15 protein-coding genes are annotated in these 16,000 nt (G+C 48.4%); 10 read left to right on the top strand and 5 right to left on the bottom strand.

Annotated elements, in window-relative coordinates; genetic code table 11:
• Positions 1-185: 185 nt before the first annotated feature.
• From NGM15_RS14445 to NGM15_RS14435, 3 genes are read left to right on the top strand one after another with little or no spacing between them, the layout of a single operon-like run.
• Positions 186-899: a hypothetical protein gene (locus NGM15_RS14445; protein ID WP_253432371.1), complete on the top strand. Its 714-nt coding sequence runs from the start codon at positions 186-188 to the stop codon at positions 897-899.
• A 53-nt stretch (positions 900-952) separates the two neighbouring features.
• Positions 953-1,192 (top strand): BlaI/MecI/CopY family transcriptional regulator, encoded by a 240-nt coding sequence (locus NGM15_RS14440; RefSeq protein ID WP_253432369.1) that lies wholly within the window; start codon positions 953-955, stop codon positions 1,190-1,192.
• A 9-nt stretch (positions 1,193-1,201) separates the two neighbouring features.
• Positions 1,202-1,825 (top strand): TATA-box-binding protein, encoded by a 624-nt coding sequence (locus NGM15_RS14435; protein ID WP_253432368.1) that lies wholly within the window; start codon positions 1,202-1,204, stop codon positions 1,823-1,825.
• A gap of 28 nt (positions 1,826-1,853) precedes the next feature.
• Here the strand turns inward: NGM15_RS14435 and NGM15_RS14430 are convergent, their stop codons facing one another.
• Complete coding sequence (locus NGM15_RS14430) at positions 1,854-2,618, bottom strand: hypothetical protein (protein ID WP_253432366.1); 765 nt, start codon at positions 2,616-2,618, stop codon at positions 1,854-1,856.
• Positions 2,619-2,729: 111 nt separating this feature from the next.
• Positions 2,730-3,071: a helix-turn-helix domain-containing protein gene (locus NGM15_RS14425; protein ID WP_253432364.1), complete on the bottom strand. Its 342-nt coding sequence runs from the start codon at positions 3,069-3,071 to the stop codon at positions 2,730-2,732.
• A 143-nt stretch (positions 3,072-3,214) separates the two neighbouring features.
• Here NGM15_RS14425 and NGM15_RS14420 point away from each other — a divergent pair, with 143 nt between their 5' ends.
• Positions 3,215-4,606 (top strand): DNA methyltransferase, encoded by a 1,392-nt coding sequence (locus tag NGM15_RS14420; RefSeq protein WP_253432362.1) that lies wholly within the window; start codon positions 3,215-3,217, stop codon positions 4,604-4,606.
• A 55-nt stretch (positions 4,607-4,661) separates the two neighbouring features.
• Here the strand turns inward: NGM15_RS14420 and NGM15_RS14415 are convergent, their stop codons facing one another.
• Entirely contained in the window at positions 4,662-5,048 is a 387-nt protein-coding gene (locus tag NGM15_RS14415) for a 30S ribosomal protein S6e (protein ID WP_253438120.1), read from the bottom strand.
• Between the two features lie 319 nt (positions 5,049-5,367).
• Between NGM15_RS14415 and NGM15_RS14410 the strand changes: the two genes are divergently transcribed.
• The 4 genes from NGM15_RS14410 to NGM15_RS14400 all read left to right on the top strand — a co-directional run bounded on the left by NGM15_RS14410 (position 5,368) and on the right by NGM15_RS14400 (position 8,241).
• On the top strand, positions 5,368-5,970 hold the full coding sequence (locus tag NGM15_RS14410; protein ID WP_253432360.1) for a site-specific integrase: 603 nt from the start codon (positions 5,368-5,370) through the stop codon (positions 5,968-5,970).
• Between the two features lie 44 nt (positions 5,971-6,014).
• Positions 6,015-7,292, top strand: a complete 1,278-nt coding sequence (locus NGM15_RS14405) for a hypothetical protein (RefSeq protein ID WP_253432357.1) — start codon at positions 6,015-6,017, stop codon at positions 7,290-7,292.
• Positions 7,293-7,417: 125 nt separating this feature from the next.
• Entirely contained in the window at positions 7,418-7,681 is a 264-nt protein-coding gene (locus NGM15_RS19005; protein WP_484549592.1) for a DUF8139 family protein, read from the top strand.
• An 11-nt stretch (positions 7,682-7,692) separates the two neighbouring features.
• On the top strand, positions 7,693-8,241 hold the full coding sequence (locus tag NGM15_RS14400; RefSeq protein WP_253432355.1) for a hypothetical protein: 549 nt from the start codon (positions 7,693-7,695) through the stop codon (positions 8,239-8,241).
• 280 nt (positions 8,242-8,521) lie between these two features.
• Here NGM15_RS14400 and NGM15_RS14395 read toward each other — a convergent pair whose 3' ends face one another.
• Positions 8,522-9,925 (bottom strand): ATP-binding protein, encoded by a 1,404-nt coding sequence (locus NGM15_RS14395; RefSeq protein ID WP_253432352.1) that lies wholly within the window; start codon positions 9,923-9,925, stop codon positions 8,522-8,524.
• Between the two features lie 1,118 nt (positions 9,926-11,043).
• Between NGM15_RS14395 and NGM15_RS14390 the strand changes: the two genes are divergently transcribed.
• Both NGM15_RS14390 and NGM15_RS14385 read left to right on the top strand, forming a co-directional pair.
• Positions 11,044-13,077, top strand: coding sequence for an AAA family ATPase (locus NGM15_RS14390; protein WP_253432349.1), 2,034 nt, complete (start codon positions 11,044-11,046; stop codon positions 13,075-13,077).
• An 88-nt stretch (positions 13,078-13,165) separates the two neighbouring features.
• Positions 13,166-14,350, top strand: coding sequence for a tyrosine-type recombinase/integrase (locus NGM15_RS14385; protein ID WP_253432346.1), 1,185 nt, complete (start codon positions 13,166-13,168; stop codon positions 14,348-14,350).
• Between the two features lie 457 nt (positions 14,351-14,807).
• Here the strand turns inward: NGM15_RS14385 and NGM15_RS14380 are convergent, their stop codons facing one another.
• A complete protein-coding gene (locus NGM15_RS14380) occupies positions 14,808-15,815 on the bottom strand; it encodes a tyrosine-type recombinase/integrase (protein ID WP_253432343.1) in 1,008 nt (335 codons plus the stop codon).
• Positions 15,816-16,000: the final 185 nt, after the last annotated feature.

The raw sequence follows: 16,000 nt of genomic DNA, 5'->3' as shown, positions 1-16,000 counted from the left end.
GTATGCACAACAACAGCAATGAGATAATGGGCTTGGAAGATGGCGGGTTTACTACCCCCTCCTATTTGATTATAATAATTGATGAAATGAAAATGGACGTCTGAGATAGCGGGAGAAGCCATCTAACAAGTTGTATAGAAGAGATAAACAGAGCATCTATAATATTTGATGACACTCAATCAGGCATGCCCGAACGTGAATCACCGTTTGAATCCTTAGAACAGTTCGATGTATTTGACCTTGAGGATATGGTCCAACGGCGTCTTGCTGCTTATGCTCTCCGTGATTTCTATGGTTCATCAATGAGTAAAATTGGTCAGGAGTACTTGGAGTTTCCTCCAGATTTCCGAAAACGGAGCCCAAAATTTCAATGGATTAAAATCAAAACCCGATTAGAATGGGTAGACGGAGTAGATGTTCCAAACAATATAGACTCTCATCCAATTGTTGTGAACAAAGTAAGCAATGACGTAGACCATGACTTCGATGAAAACCCGCCGATTGAACCCCTACAAAATGCCCGAGATAAAGCACAAGATTGGTACGAGTGGTTGTTAGACGAAGCGAAGAGATACCGAGAGAGTGTTGCCAATATGAACTCTCGTGAGATGATGTTACGAATGGCAAGAGAGAAAATTAAGTCTGCTAAAGAAGACCCCAGTAGTCGATTTAGTGGTCTTCAGAATCAGCAAAATGACCTGAATCAAGAGGCAGAAGCTCTCCAGGAAAGGTTGGAGGTAGTTGAAGAAAAAACAGAGAGAATCCCCAGTGAATTGGTTCTGATTCTAACAGAGGCTCTTGAGATTGAGCAGTGGGAAAATTCCTTGAACGACATTGAAGAAGACATGGCACGAGATGCAGCTTTATCAGATAAGTACGATATGTATAAGGGGAGATAAGTTGCCCTGATTAGGCGGGTTTATAAGAATACCCGATGCGTAGTTGAGATAAGATGGGTCAGTACGAGATTGCGAAAATGCTCTACAGTTCTGATAGAGAGGTTCGCTTTGAAAAAATCCAGCGGCATACTGGTAATGTTGAGTCATCTGTCCGAACATCTCTACATAAATTGATGAAAAAGGACCTCGTGGTCGAGGAGAAATCTGGGAAAGTCTACAAGTGGAACCCAGAGGCCACTAAAGAGGATTTAGAATCAATTCGTACGTATACGATAGATGAGTTGCGGGATTGACTCGATAATATGTTAGATGCCGAGCAGACGAATGAAGATTATCTATCTGAAGACGTATCTATCGCGAATATCGTTGCTTCTGCTCGGTTTGATATGGAAATCGAGTTATCTGCAGTAGCTGGAGAATTAGTATCACTTGAGAGTGGATTGGTGGAAAAATTTGAACACCGATACGAAAAAGGCAACAGACTCATAATAAGTATATCTAACAATAATGCAGTAGTCATACTCACCGCTTCGGGCGTACATGTTCTTACAGGCGCAAAATCCCATGAGGAACTGATTGATGCTCGGCAAAAATTCTACCTAGTACTAGAGGAAATCAGCTTACTTCACTCAGCTGAAGTCGAGGATATTAGATTCATAGACAAATTTAGCGTGAGAAACCTGGTTTGTGTAGGTGAACTCGACTCAGAGGTGAATCTAAATGCTGCATCAATTGAATTGGGTCTCGAGAATACGGAATACGAACCCGAGCAATTTCCAGGGCTGATATATCGTCCTGATGGAAGTTCTGAGACTCTCTTAATATTTGCATCTGGTAAAATAGTTATCACTGGTAGCAGTGACACAGAAACATCTCAAGAGCTCTTCGAACAACTCAGGAATAGGTTGAGTGAATTGTTAGAATAGACCTCTGCTCGTGAAGAGGTAAGGTTAGTTACTTCGAATCGAACTCGTATTTCCAGACTCGCTCAGTGCTCACCTTGTCGTCCCCGTCCTCTTGGTAGACTTCGAACTCGAACAGGTAGAAGTGGCCGTTGTCGTCCAGTTTGACGGCGAGTGTTTCTACTGAGTTCGGATAGTCCGACTTGTGTTCGATACCTCGGGTGTTACGGATGAGCTGGTTGCGATTCAGAGTTTCACCAGCACCTTTGGCTTCCACCGCGAGCGCGTGGTGGTTATCTTCTTCATCGACACCGACATAGAGGTCGTCCAGTTCAGCTTCGCGACCCTTAACTCGCATCCGCAGGTGGCTCTGCAGATGGTACGTCTCCAGACCTGTGAAGTCATCTAGCAGCCCTGCGTACCGTACTTGCGTGAGTGCTCCCTGTTCGTCTTTCCCGATGTACTCCTGCACGGGACCAGGTAGGTCCCCAGCGCTTGTGGTGAACGTTGCGTCGATTTCATCATCATCGGGGACAGGAATCAACTGTTCCTGCTTGGTGAACATGTATGTTGGGTCAGACCCTTCACGAGTGTCATCGATGATGACAGCGGTGTATCCGTACTCTGCGATATCCCTGGGAAGGGGACGGCGGCTTCGGTAGGCGTACGGGATATCTGGTACGTTTCCCACGCTGATATCCAACTCGTCCATTGCGTCTTCAATATCACTACGACGGAACGGAATTTCCTCCTCCGTTCCGAACTCTTCGGCCTTCTTCTCGAAGACCCGCCTGATAACGGGTTCGTATTTTGCCATTACGACCAGACATTCACAGAGAGGGGCACTAAACATGTCGTCGATTTTACATACGTTCAAAGTCATATAACAGAAGACTTTGAAGAAACTCGGTAGACGAAAAAAGAAAACTTAGAAATCAGCCGTGCCTGCGTCCTCAAACATAAAATGGTAATCGTCGGGAACTAATTCGAACTTAAGCGACTTCCCGTCCTTTGGTACCGAGAATTCTTTCCTAGGGCGGTTTCCAGGACCACGCACGGTCTTTGATTCAAGAAGCCCTATGTTCTCAAGTCGGTTTAGGTTGTTCACTATACTCTCAGCTGTAATATTGAATTCACCTGATTTAGCTAAATCAGGTGCAGAGATTGGCTCCCCTTCCGCTGCTTTCTTCAGGAGCCGCAAGCGAACCTCTGAGGCGAGAACCTTGTATATGGATTCTTGAAAGGTGAAATCCTCCGCTTCATCAGTCATAGTAGCGCATCCAGAGCGTGAGTTTAAAACACCATTCTTGATTTGACCTATATAAAAAGTTATATCAAGACTCTCTTCATAGAGTCTCGGTAGTAGAGTCGAAAGATAGCAAAGAGAAGAACCAAAAAGACCTACTCGAAACCATGAATACGACTCAAAACAACGAGGTTGATACGTTGAAGCACCAGAGCAATATTGGACGACTCGATGATGTGAGTATTCATAGTTGGTATAGATTTGTCTATGCGTACTCAGATAGGGTAATTACAGGGTTAGCTGAGGAATTTGGTATCACTCAGGATGACCTAATCTTAGACCCATTTAACGGGACAGGGACCACCGCTCTCGCGGCGAAAAAGCTCGGTATAGATGCGATTGGTACTGATACCAGTCCAGCCAGTGTGCTATCTGCGCGTGCGAAGACGAACTGGGACGTTGACTTAGACAAATTCAGGAAACGACGGACCGAGCTATTAGACACACTTGAGCCTATTTTCCGTCAGATTAGTTCAGAGGAGAATAAGACGCTTTCCGATTTCACCGACGAAGAAAAGGAAGAAATCTCGCTCGAGAAATACGATTTTAGCGAGCCAAAGAAAATACCCAAAGGCTGGTTGAGCGAGAAGCCTTTGAAGAAGATGAAGGTCTTGCGATATCACGTCGAGGAAATGCCAGACGATGAGGTAACAGACCTATTCAAATTGGCGATGATTGCCATCCTCCCTGAGGATGTAGGCAATGTCCGCTTCGGCCCTGAAGCTACTCGCGACCGTAAGCAAGAGGGTGACAAGGATGTTTTCATGTTCTTCGAGCAAAAGCTGCGCCAGATGGAGGACGACCTCAAGAAAGTCCAGCGAACCATGCACAAGGATAATGTGCAACTTGGCAAAGTTGAAATCATCCAAGGTGACGCTAGGAAGATTGGTGACAAACTCAAGGAGGAGTCTAAGCTTCTGAACAGTGAGAAGCACGAAGGTGAAATAGACTATCTCATCACCTCACCGCCTTATCCTGCCGAACACGACTATACCAGAAACCAGCGCCTCGAACTCATCTGGTTAGGTGCTGCCGATAACAATAAAGAATTGCAGAAAATCAAGAAGTCGAATATTCGCTCTCATACGAAGAACATCTATGTAGCTGATAATGAAGGAGAGCAGGTCAACATCCGCGAGAACGACCACATTAATGAAATCGTTACGAAGATGGAGAACTACATCGTGGATGAAGATATTTCACACGGGTTTGGAAATTACTATCCTCGGGTGATTGAGGAGTACTTTGCGGGTATGCAGCATCACTTCGAACAGGTCTACGATATCATGGCTCCAGGTGGGAAAGCTGCCTATGTTGTCGGCGACTCGGGCTCCTACTGGCAGTTCGAAGTCCCGACCGCGAAAATCCTCGGGGAGCTTGCTGAGAACCGTGTTGGTTTCGCAGATACAGAAATCAACCTCTGGAGAAACATGGCGGCCACTACAGCAGACTACGACGACATCGAAGAGAATATTCTCATTCTCACGATGCCCGAGTAGACTACTCTTGTGGCTCAGGTGCGTGGCTTAGCAACACCAAAAGAGGCTGATTTTGTTACTCGCTTTCGAGAAGTTCCTCGGCGGGAGTATCGCCTGAGCTAATGATTGAAGTATTGATTTGAACGGTAGAGTCAGAAATCTCTCGACCACGGGTTGTGACTCTTCGACGCTCGCCATCTCGCTTTGGCTTATAACCTGTCTGTCGTTCACCCATCAGTACTTGCTTCAGATTCGTTCCACTGGTTGACTCATTAAGCGGTCGGCCAGATTCGTCAGACCCACCCGTGATTTTGAGTGTGTATCCGTCAAGTCCCACTGCATCACCGTCGACTTCGTCATTGATTGATTTCCCGACGAATCTATTAGCATCCTGACCATCTACTTCAAGCTGGTACGACGAGCCTGTATCGGAATCACCGACCACAATAGTGTAACTAACCATACTTGTGAAAAACAGGCAGCAGCCAAAAATACGTCGATAGAGGATACGGTGGTCCAGACTGAGTTTCATCTGGGTCTATGAAAATACTCATTGTGGGATTAGGTGCCATCACGGGGGCACATCTGTCTATGCATTTGGGGTGTGTTGAGTCGACTGGTCGGACATATTCTGTTGAGGAGTACCAGTCGCTTTCCCATTTCATTTCTAATGGGAAAACAAATCCGTTCAAATCATCTATTCAGCCCTAATCAGGCCAAAATCACCCACCAAAAATACCCGACATATTTACATTCTTCCCATTCGTCTAGACTAGTGGGAAATGAGAGTTGAACGGAACGCGGATGGAACGTACAACGTGTGGATGAGTCGCAATGAGTATCAGCGATTAGTCCGCTGCACCGAATCCACTGAAGAGGAAATCGCTCTTCGATTGATGGGGGACTGTGGTCTTCGCAGCAAAGAGGTCCTCAACGCTCGTTATTCAGACGTCAAACGCTCTGGAAACGGTAACAGCTACTTCCTCCGTGTTCGGCACGGGAAGGATAGCACGGGAGAGAAGCTTGGTGGTAAGTACCGTGAGACCTGGCTTCCCGACGACCTCGAAATGCGTTTGTATAAATTCAAGGAAGAAAATGACCTCGAACATGATGAACCACTTGTCCAGGTCTCACGTCGAACCCTGAACAACTGGGTGTCCTACGCTGGCAATGATGCAGCCAACCAATACAACGACGAGGATTACCACAAGGTCTCGACACACGACCTCCGTCGACAGTGGGCACAGCATCTGTTGGTCGAACAGCGTGTGAACCCTCGTGTGGTCATGTCTCTTGGTGGGTGGGGGTCATATTCGGCCATCGAGCCATATCTGAACGCGCCATCGGAGAAGCACATCGTTGAGGAGATGCACGGGATTCTGTGAGTTACAACCGTCTATTTTTAAATAATGGAATGAGAATTGACTGTATGTTTTCGGAACCTATTGAACGCAAATCTGTGAAGGTAGACCTCTTCGACACGTCCGCGGATGTCGAGGTCTGCCTGACAGAGTCAGGGTCAATCAACACCAATATTCCTGAGAAGGTAGCGATAGACCCCGATGAAGATGTAAACGATTTCTTTGGGAAGAATGAACCGAAGTTGTACAAATTTAATGGAGAAACCGATTCTGGAGTGTCAGTAGAATTTCAGAAAACGATTCTTGGTACTAATATTACGCTCGGTCCGAATGGTGGTCTCTTTGTAAAAGAGATGAGTCCTGCTATCATGGTTTTTAACTCATCAGAGAACTTTCCAATAGTTAACAGCAAGGTCACTGTCGAATTTGACTTTCTCTGTCTCAAGCCAACTATACCATTTATCGAACGCAGCGAACCTGTGACGCTGCTGGAACGGGACGGATGGTCTATCTCCGCAGAATCCTTGGAAGACAGAGAGGAACGTGTAGACCTAATTAAGGAGTATCGACGTCCGTTACGAACAGCAACTTTGGAAGTTACCCAAGAAGTGAGTGGACCACCATGTATTCAGGTTGAGCGGGCTCTCGATACACTAGGAGATATCATCGAATTGTTGTCCTTTGTCCAGGGAGTGAAGCCGTGTCCATTCCGCGCAAGAGTAACCAGAATAGATGGGCAAGAGACAGACTTCAGATACGAGAAATGGATTACCAATTACAGCAAGGCAGTCGGGCATGCTTTCGTAGGACCGAGAATCGTTTGGTCATCTGATATCACACAGTTCCTTGATGAAGCGTACGATGATTATGCTGAGGGTTCTCGGGACCGATACCGACTCAATATGGTTATCAACTGGTATCTTGACGCACTAAATAACACTCGTACAATAGATGCGAAATTTGCGTCTATCTGTTCAGGTATTGAACTCCTTGCAAAGAGGTACTCTGACCTCGGTCCTGAGCACTCAGCGACGGAAGACCGAATAAAGCATTTGGTAAATGAACTTGGTGTAGAGGTTCGAGATTTAGCCGAGTTCGCAGGTTCGTTCGAGAATTCGAAACTTGATGATGATGAGTACGCGAATGAGTATTTCCACTACCAAGCGCGACAATACGTGATGCATGGAGATAATCTCCGTATTCCCTCTAACGGGTTGTTCAAAGACTACGAAGCAGGAATCCGTTACTTCCAGCGGTTATTACGGAATCAGCTCGTTGACCCAGGCGACCTTGATAAGTATAGTAGCCTCAGCGAACTAATGCCAGAAGATAATAGATACAAATGATAGTATTTTAGAGCACAAATTCGGTCTGAAACGTTCTTGAACCCGTGGCAGAGCATCATACTATAGGGTTTCTTGACAGTCTAAGAAATAGCATAGACGCTAGTTTTGAAGTCAAGAATTTAAATATGAAAACGCGGCCAGTCCTGTTCATGACTTGTTACGGTTTGGGAAATCACGTTCGTATTGATATTCCTGATACAACAGACCCTGACTTCAGATATCACGGAGAGAACGGTATCGTAACTGGTGTTGACATCGATGAATTGGGGATACGTTACGAGGTCGGGTTAAAGGACTACAACATAACAATTGACGCACGTCCGCATGATATCAGACCCCCGTTCTACGAGACTACGAACAGGAGTTATAGTAAAATAGAACGGAAGTAATGATACTCTCTATGTTCACAATACTACCCGAATCCGTGGTCATGCTTCTTCCAGCTCTCTCGCTACTCTTCATTGGTCACGCTGTGGAACGTCACTATGTTGGGAGGATTACGTGCTTCACAAATAGTCTGGCCCTCGTAGTGCACTATGTCACGGTCGATGACCCTGGACTTCTGCTAAGACTGCATGCAAACATCGGGCTTCTCCTCGGTGTTATCGGATTCATCGCGTACTACAAGCATCGGTCACTACCAGGGGCGTACTATTCACTTTCATATCTCGGATATGGTTCGCTGGTTGTTGGCACTATCATACTCTATCCACAAATTCTCTGGTTGTTTGGGCTTATATTCACTAATTCAGCCCCAGGGGCGGCATTATTCGCCTTCCTAGTGATAGTCTACAACACAGGATTGCTGTTATTCACGGGAGGGGCGCTTATTCACATGGGAGCACGTCCAGCATCTGTTGATGAATTCATACAACGATACGAGGTTGCAGTGCCTGATGGTCGAGGGTACGTGGTCATGACGCCGCTCACTCACTGGTTTGACGACTAGGAGAAGCGACGGAACCGAAGGTGTGTCTACGAACCGTCTTAATTCTTCGTCGCAGTAACTTCACCTCGAGTCGAAAATTCCACGACATCGAATTCATTGTTAATGCATCGTTCCCAAGCCTTACTAAGTATATCTGGGAGGTGAGTACACTTATTGTAGTAGGGGCAATGTCGGTTTTGGAATGTGGATGAATGGGAGTTTTTCTACGAACTGGTTGGGTAGTGGAGAGGAGTTGTACGAGTCTCCTATGATAGACATAGAGGCGGGCAGCACCTGCCCTTCAGTCCTGCACGGCGTGGTAGCTGACCTGGCCGAGCAGTTGCGTCAGCGCGTGTTCGAACGACAGGGTCTGGTCTGGCGCTCCGCTCATCGGGTGGGCCACCTCGTGGAGAACGGTGGCGAGGAACTCTTTCGGGTCGGCTAGCACGTCTCGCTTGACGATGATGCGTCCCTCGACGCCCTCCCAGACGCCGAGCGTGCTGTCCTCGTCGTGCATATCAGTCACCCGTAGCGTCTCAGAAATCCGCATATCCTTAACGAGTGGCGGGCGGTTCACTATCTCGAACAGCGGCTCTTGGAGCTCCCACACTTCTCTCTCTGCGTCCGTGAGGTCGGTTTCATCGACCCACTCGTACTCAAAGCTCTCGTTGTACTCCGTCCGATACAGGTCTAAATCGCGGATGATGTCACCCTCAGTGTCGACTTCGTCAGCGATAGCGTCGCGGACGCGGTTCGGTATCGTTACTACCTCGTATCCGTCCTGATGTGCGTGCGTCACCAAGTCGCGGTGTGCACCCTGTTCTTCGGCGGTCGCGACAACGACGTCGCGCCGCGCGTTCAACACCTTCACCGCGTGGACCTGGATGGGCTTCCATTGTAGCTCATCGTGGGTCGTCCCATCGAGGAAATTCTCCATATCGTCCGTGAGTGCTGTGGCGACCACTTCGGACTCGCACGCCTGAAGTATCCGCTTCACTCGCGCTGTGTACGCCGTGCGCCCGACGTTCGACCGCTCACGGTTCAACGCGTCGCGAATCTGCTTCGTCGTGTTGGTGATGTTATAGCTGAAGAGAAAGTTCTCTTCAGTTGCAACCTTGAGACCAGTGACGTAGATGGCCGACTCCTTGTCGGGGTCGGAGCGGTACACCTCGCCGAACCGCGTCTCCTCTAATCTCTCCTCATCGGAAAAACGGAGGAAGTTCTGCTTCGCCGCCTCGACCTGTTCGTCGATTATCCCATCGAGGACGACTTCTGTCCCTTCGATATCCTTCTGAGGCTCCTGGACGTGGACGTGTAGCGTCGAAATGTCTTCGAAGCCGTGTTTCGGCGCATGTTCGAGGGAAAACGTGTGGTACGTGGAGTGAATGGTGATGTCGATACCGTGACGGTGGCACGTCGCGAGCGAATCCTTGAGCCCGACGCCGAATTTGCCGATGACCGTGTCGGGGTTGGCGAGTTTCTCCTCGTCTTCGGACTGCGTCAAGTGGTCGTAGCGGAGACCGCGCCCGTAGTCGCGGATGTGCCAGCAGCCATCCCGTTTGAACACCTCTGGTTCGGCGGTGTCCGTGAGTGCCTGCTCGTCGAGTGCGTTGGCGAGCAGTTCGCGGAGCGCGTCTGCGGGACCCCACGCCTCCAGCACTTCCTCCATGTTGAGGTCGAACTTCCCCGTGGCTGTCGATGCCATGCCAAGAATAGCATTTGCGGACAACATATAGATTCCTCCACAAGTAAATCCTTATTCGAATATCGGGATGTAATTATCCCTAGCGCACCGTGGACACGCGGTCAGCACTCGAACCTGTTCCTACATCCTCTCGTCACAATTGCTGACATTCACGAAGGAGGTGCGAGTGCCCGCCCAGAGGACAGTACAGCATTGAATGAGTGGGTTAGGTCAAGAGATGGCGAAACGTACTCAGGTCGAAGCTTGGTGCTCGCTAAGCTGTCACGACTTGCGGAGACATTGGGCCTACTGGAACGCCGATGAATGAAATATTAACGTGCGAGTGTTGATGGAACTTGACGGATGGTCCTCCTTTGTCAAGCCGTATCTGAGTAAATCGAGCGAGGAGACTATCATTCAGGAGATGGCCCGTAGCAAAAGTTGACCGTCCAAAGTATAGACCACCCCCGCCCTGGGGACTTGACCTCTCGAAAGGGTGTATCAGCCCCCCGCCCCGCACCCGACCCATTATATAACCAACATAAATATATGATGAAAGTACAACACCATCGTATTGTTAACGTGCGACCCCGTTTAAATTTGTCATACAATATGAATCAATTGATTAAATTAGATAACTAGTTGTGAACCAAAGTAGAAGCGTTTTATCATACAATCAACTTGCCTCTTCGTATAATCCACTAGGGGCGGGGGGTCGTAACACCTCTTCGAGCGCCCCCATATTATATATGGGGTTGTTTTTAATAATAATTGTTAAAACCCCATAGATAGTTCGCCTTCTGAATTCAATATTGGGAGAGCGTGGCTGGTTAGCGGTAATTATAAATGGTATGGAGTTTAATAATATAATTGGGGATAGGGCGATTCACATTTTCGCTCCTGTCATTATCTTCGCAGCTGTGGCTGTATCTCCGTTACGATGTGATACGGTTACTAAGTATCTTCTAACTATGCTTAATTCTATTAATTGGCGGTACTTATTTATTCAAATAAATCTTACTAAATAATGGCAATGTATGCCCCTATCCCCACTACTGTTAGCACAGTGGTAACGGAAATGACAGTACAGTATCCAAACAGAGTTACAGAGAACACCGCCATTATGGCAGGTGGTCGATATGTCTGAAGCTACCGAACCAGAGTGGTTAGACAAGGCCGTACCTGCGTATCGTAATCGGCATCAGCACGGAACGAACAAAGACCTCACGGAATTGGTTATTGACCATTACGTGGAAACGGAAGAGGCTATCGAGCCGACCGATGATGGTGATGTGGTGCTCAACCTCAGTGAGGTTGATAATTCTAATGTGAGGTCTGAGCTCGTCATAGACCATCCTCTAATTACGCTGTCGGCGCTATCAGCCTGGGCTCGTCATCACGATGATTATGCGAATAACGCGGTCGCGACCGTGTGTGGCGACTCAGAAGATGCGCGTGACCTACGAAGCCTTCGACAGAGCGACACCAATAATCTCGTTAAGGTGCGTGCCCGTGTGATGGATACGACAGACGTTAAAACAAATCGAATTGTGGCGACATTCGAATGTCAACAAGGACATGCTGTTGCTAAACATCAGTCCCGAGCGTCTCCAAACCTAAAGAAACCACCAAGTTGCCCTCATACAGAAGCAAGTGATGACGACCGCTGCGGTGCTCCGATTATGGGGCTCATCAGAGGTCGTGAAACTGTACTACGTGACAGCCAGCAGGTCATCCTAGCCGAGCCTAACGAAGACGACCGTAACAGTCGTAAGATTGTCGGTGAGGTGGATACTCCTCTAATTGATATTGTCAACCGTGATGATGTCGTGACGGTCTGGGCGATACCTACTATCCCCGACGTAGAGACGCAAAAAACTGAGTTGTACCTGCATATCGTCGGCATGACGCACGTAGAATCAGATGAGATTGAAGTGACTAAAGAGGATATCGAAGAACTCGAGAGGATTTCAAAGGAGGCAGATAATGCTCCAGAGACGGTCGCACAGTCTATCGCTCCTGAGATTGTTAACCGAGGTGGGCATAACTCGGCCCGTTTAGCTCTAGCTTGCAGTCTAGTCGGTGGGAACGACTCTCGCTTGCATACGCTACTAATGGGTGAGCCTGGCAGTGCCAAGTCTGAGATGATACGAGCAGCCCGTAAGGTTGTAAATGGATACTATGTCGATATGTCACAGACGACAAAGGCGGGTCTCACGGGTGCGGTAAGTTATAATGGACTCATCCAGGATGAGGATACGGTGCTACTGGAGGCAGGTGCAATACCACGGGCGCACCAGTCGGTCCTCGCGGTTGACGAATTAGATAAGTCGCACATCGAGTCGCAGACGGCATTGAATACACCGATGGAGCATGGAGAGGTACACATCACTAAGCACGGCAAGGGCGTGCTAGAGGCTGATACGACACTGGTGGCTGCGTGCAATCCTGAAAAGGAGGTATTTGACAGTAGTATCGCCCCAATCGCTCAGCAGCCCCTCAAAGACTCCGTATTTAGTCGATTTGACCTCTGTGTCGTCGTTAACGACTCGGTTGAGGATACAGTCGCAAAGGAGCGAGCCGAACTCGAGGAGATAATGGTACGTCGTCGGGGTGAGTTTAGAGATGAAATCCTCGACAATGAGACGCTGCGTAAGTTCATCGCTCACGCACAGACTCTCGAACCCGAGCTATCTGGAGCAGCAGAGGATTATGTGCTCGACAAGCTCGCTGAGTTGCGTGTAAGGGTATCCCGCGTCTCTCCTGATGGGATGCAGGTCAGCGGTCGAGTGCGTGAAACGCTCATCGGTCTCTCCGAGGCGATGGCTAAGCTCCGTCTGGGTGAGACGGTGACTGCACACGATGCGGAGCGAGCGTACGCACTAATGGCGGAGTGCTGGCAGGGCTTAGCCATGGAGGACCTCGGTCTTGAGACAGCGGAAGAGGCAGCTGTCGCTCACTCGCTAGCTTCCTCTTCGATACAGCAACAGGTAGTGCACCAAGCGATTGCAACTCTCAGGTTACACGAAGGTCGAGAATTCGACGTGAACATAATGTACGACGCTATCGATGCTGAGGGCTCTGTCGTGGATTGGGTACTGGAGACGTTCGCGGATAGAGGACATATACACAGAGACGATGAGATAATCGACGTCATCGACCTGCCTGCGTAGAGTTCAAAGGGCTATATTTAAAACGATTATACAAATCGGCGATAGGAATAAATACCCTCTCTCCTCGGATTCTAATACAGCTATACAAGTGATTGATAGTAATGAACGAAACACCGACAATGGCCAACTAGAATGGATTGAGAGTGTCAGCAATGAGCTAGTCGAACAGCTGAGGGCGGACATAGTGAAAAGCGGAGAATCACTGGAGCCAATTACACCGTCAGAAGCTTTAGACGAATTCATAGATGAAAAAGAGAGGAGTGATGAACTGGCAGAGGCGACGATACTTTCGTACAAAAGCCGTTTAAAATTCTTCATTAAGTGGTGTAGTGCAAATAATATAGGTGATATGAATGATGTTACAGGCAGGCAATTACAGGCTTATCGAATGTGGCGAGAAGAGGGGTTGAGCATAAAGAGTAAAAATACTCAGCAAAAGACTCTCCGCCAGTTTATCAGGTTCTGTGGGACAATTGAAGCGGTTCCGACAGACTTGTGGAAAAAAGTGAAAGTACCATCTGTCAACAAAGAAGACGAGGTCCGCGATGAGCAGGTAACTGGGGAGCGTGCAGAAGAAATCCTCAGCTACCTATCAAAATATCATTATGCCTCACGTGAGCACGTTGTTTGGATGTTGCTTCTTGAGGGTGGCCATCGACGAGGGACTATACATGCTCTCGATAAAGACGACTATTATCCTGATGCCGAGGTACCCTGTCTCGATTTGAGACACCGTCCAGAGGAAGGAACACCGCTCAAGAACGGAGACGCATCAGAACGTAAAGTAAGCATCTCCCCAGACGTCTGTGAGGTTCTTGATGATTACATTGCTGACAGACGTATCGAAGTTGCAGATGAACACGGGAGAGAGCCGCTTATTACCTCATCATTGGGGCGTCTATCCAAATCAACCATACAGAAGTACATATACAAATGGACTCGACCATGCGCGACCTCGGGTAAATGCCCACATGGAAAGACCGTCGAGGAATGCTCTGCTGCCCAAAATGTGGATGAAGCTTCGAAATGCCCCTCATCACGCAGCTCTCATCCTGTACGACGTGGGTACATTACCCATTGCCTCAGTAAAGGCGTACAAACAGAGGTTCTGACTGGCCGATGTGATGTGACACGTAATACTCTGGAGAAACACTACGATGCACGGACGGAGGAAGAAAAGATGAAACTGCGAAATCAAATACTGGGGGAAGTGCTCGGCAATGGGTCCAGGTTTGGTGAATCGGGCTCAACTGCGCGACCGACGTCCGATTAAAAGCAGAGAGGTGTCAGAGAATAGTTCCCACGGAATAATTCCAGCAACTTTTCGGCAAACGAGTCGGTGCGGAATGTGTTAACCTTGCGGTTGGTACTTGTATTTGCTATTGGAAGGAGTAGCAACATCTCTCCTTTCACTACCTCTACTGAAGGAACGGTACCGTTCAGGCCAGCCCAGCAGGGGAGTTACCACCTGTTGGACAGAACCCAAGGGAGACAGCGTGCCCCTCTGCCTTTATTTCGGCTATGTGACTGGGAGCAGGTTTGACCCATATCCCGTAGATGCTATCTCTCCTCATAGAAGAAATGTAGTATGTATTGATAAATATTTTTACTGTACTGACCATTCGTAGGACACCAGAATAGGGGATAGTTCTTCTATGACGCCCTCAGCAGTGGCATCGGCTTTTCCAACCGTATTCTTTCTATTAGTTAGAAATCAAGCGGTTTCAGAGTCAACCACTAAAGTACTCTCTCCGTTGTTCCATTTTCTCTTTCTCACTACGGTTATCATAGTGCTGCTCGAGCACATCTTGACTTACCTGTGCTCGGTCGCTAATCGCTTTTTCAGGTACGTCTTGCTGGAGATTCGCAGTGATTGAGCCTCGACGCAGAGCATGCGGGCTCCGACTGCTAGGGCATTTAGATGCTGAATCAGGCTCCACAGCCTCACATGAGTCAACTGTCCTTCCATGTGGACACGCACTCGTGTACTCGCAGGGTCGAGTCATCAGATAGCAATAATGCTGAATAGTACTGTAATGGATGCGCCCCTGAGATGTCGCCAATAGTGGTTTGCGACCGTAATCGTCGTGCACTTCTGGGCGGTTCATCTCTATCCAGTCATCAAGCAGAGTACACACGTCATCTGACAGGGCGATAAGCCGTTCTCCATTCTCGTCGTTTTTTAGGGGTGTTTCGGATTCGGGTCGATGCTTGACCTCCAGATATTGTTCGGTGGGGTGATAGTCGCTAATGTCCAGTGCTCGGAGAGCACCACGACGCATCATTGTTTGCCAGAGGAGAGCCACAGTCACGTGTTTTATCGACGCATATGCATATTTGTCAAGGTAAGAGAGCACCATCTGTGCATCCTCATGGGAGAGCATCACATCTCGGGTGTTATCTTCACGGCTTAGCAAGGGTGAGCGCACTTTGACATGGAGGTCTGGCTCGACCCCTTCGATAGATTCGAGCCATTTGATGAATACCCGAATTGTATCCATCTGCGTTTTCTCCGTGGCTTTCGAAAGGTTACCATCGCGTCGCCGCCAGAGACGAAACTCTTGTAATTTCCGTCCTGTGAGGATGTTGAGGTTGGTGATGTTGTTCTCATCGCACCAACGGACAAAGTGGCCAAGTCTGGATTTGTGCGAGTATATCGTTGCGACGGCGAGTTCCGTTTCGCGGTCAGCGAGGTACAGTTCAAGCGCTTGTTCTGGACTGATTGGTTCTAATGACATGGGTGTGAGGTAGACCCATGAGTGAGAGCTGGAGCGGAAGTATTCGATTCCGTCCTAGGTGCGACTTCGCAGTGTAGCGGATATCCTCGATAGAGTGCCAGGTGCCCGTCGCGCCCGCTACGTTTCGTCACGGTTCAAATCCACTAGCCGGCGGCATGGTGTATATGAACAAAGTACCGCTATCC

The organism is Natronosalvus halobius (assembly GCF_024138145.1).
GTDB classification, from domain to species: Archaea; Halobacteriota; Halobacteria; order Halobacteriales; family Natrialbaceae; genus Natronosalvus; species Natronosalvus halobius.
Note: the sequence above shows the minus strand (reverse complement) of the source record. Positions and strands in the feature narration are given on the sequence as shown.

What these genes read in the sequence shown, in the direction of transcription:
- NGM15_RS14445 (WP_253432371.1), top strand. Translation starts at nt 186, where the DNA reads ATGCCCGAACGTGAATCACCGTTTGAATCCTTAGAACAGTTCGATGTA.
- NGM15_RS14440 (WP_253432369.1), top strand. Translation starts at nt 953, where the DNA reads ATGGGTCAGTACGAGATTGCGAAAATGCTCTACAGTTCTGATAGAGAG.
- NGM15_RS14435 (WP_253432368.1), top strand. Translation starts at nt 1,202, where the DNA reads ATGTTAGATGCCGAGCAGACGAATGAAGATTATCTATCTGAAGACGTA.
- NGM15_RS14430 (WP_253432366.1), bottom strand. Translation starts at nt 2,618, where the DNA reads ATGGCAAAATACGAACCCGTTATCAGGCGGGTCTTCGAGAAGAAGGCC.
- NGM15_RS14425 (WP_253432364.1), bottom strand. Translation starts at nt 3,071, where the DNA reads ATGACTGATGAAGCGGAGGATTTCACCTTTCAAGAATCCATATACAAG.
- NGM15_RS14420 (WP_253432362.1), top strand. Translation starts at nt 3,215, where the DNA reads ATGAATACGACTCAAAACAACGAGGTTGATACGTTGAAGCACCAGAGC.
- NGM15_RS14415 (WP_253438120.1), bottom strand. Translation starts at nt 5,048, where the DNA reads ATGGTTAGTTACACTATTGTGGTCGGTGATTCCGATACAGGCTCGTCG.
- NGM15_RS14410 (WP_253432360.1), top strand. Translation starts at nt 5,368, where the DNA reads ATGAGAGTTGAACGGAACGCGGATGGAACGTACAACGTGTGGATGAGT.
- NGM15_RS14405 (WP_253432357.1), top strand. Translation starts at nt 6,015, where the DNA reads ATGTTTTCGGAACCTATTGAACGCAAATCTGTGAAGGTAGACCTCTTC.
- NGM15_RS19005 (WP_484549592.1), top strand. Translation starts at nt 7,418, where the DNA reads ATGAAAACGCGGCCAGTCCTGTTCATGACTTGTTACGGTTTGGGAAAT.
- NGM15_RS14400 (WP_253432355.1), top strand. Translation starts at nt 7,693, where the DNA reads ATGTTCACAATACTACCCGAATCCGTGGTCATGCTTCTTCCAGCTCTC.
- NGM15_RS14395 (WP_253432352.1), bottom strand. Translation starts at nt 9,925, where the DNA reads ATGGCATCGACAGCCACGGGGAAGTTCGACCTCAACATGGAGGAAGTG.
- NGM15_RS14390 (WP_253432349.1), top strand. Translation starts at nt 11,044, where the DNA reads ATGTCTGAAGCTACCGAACCAGAGTGGTTAGACAAGGCCGTACCTGCG.
- NGM15_RS14380 (WP_253432343.1), bottom strand. Translation starts at nt 15,815, where the DNA reads ATGTCATTAGAACCAATCAGTCCAGAACAAGCGCTTGAACTGTACCTC.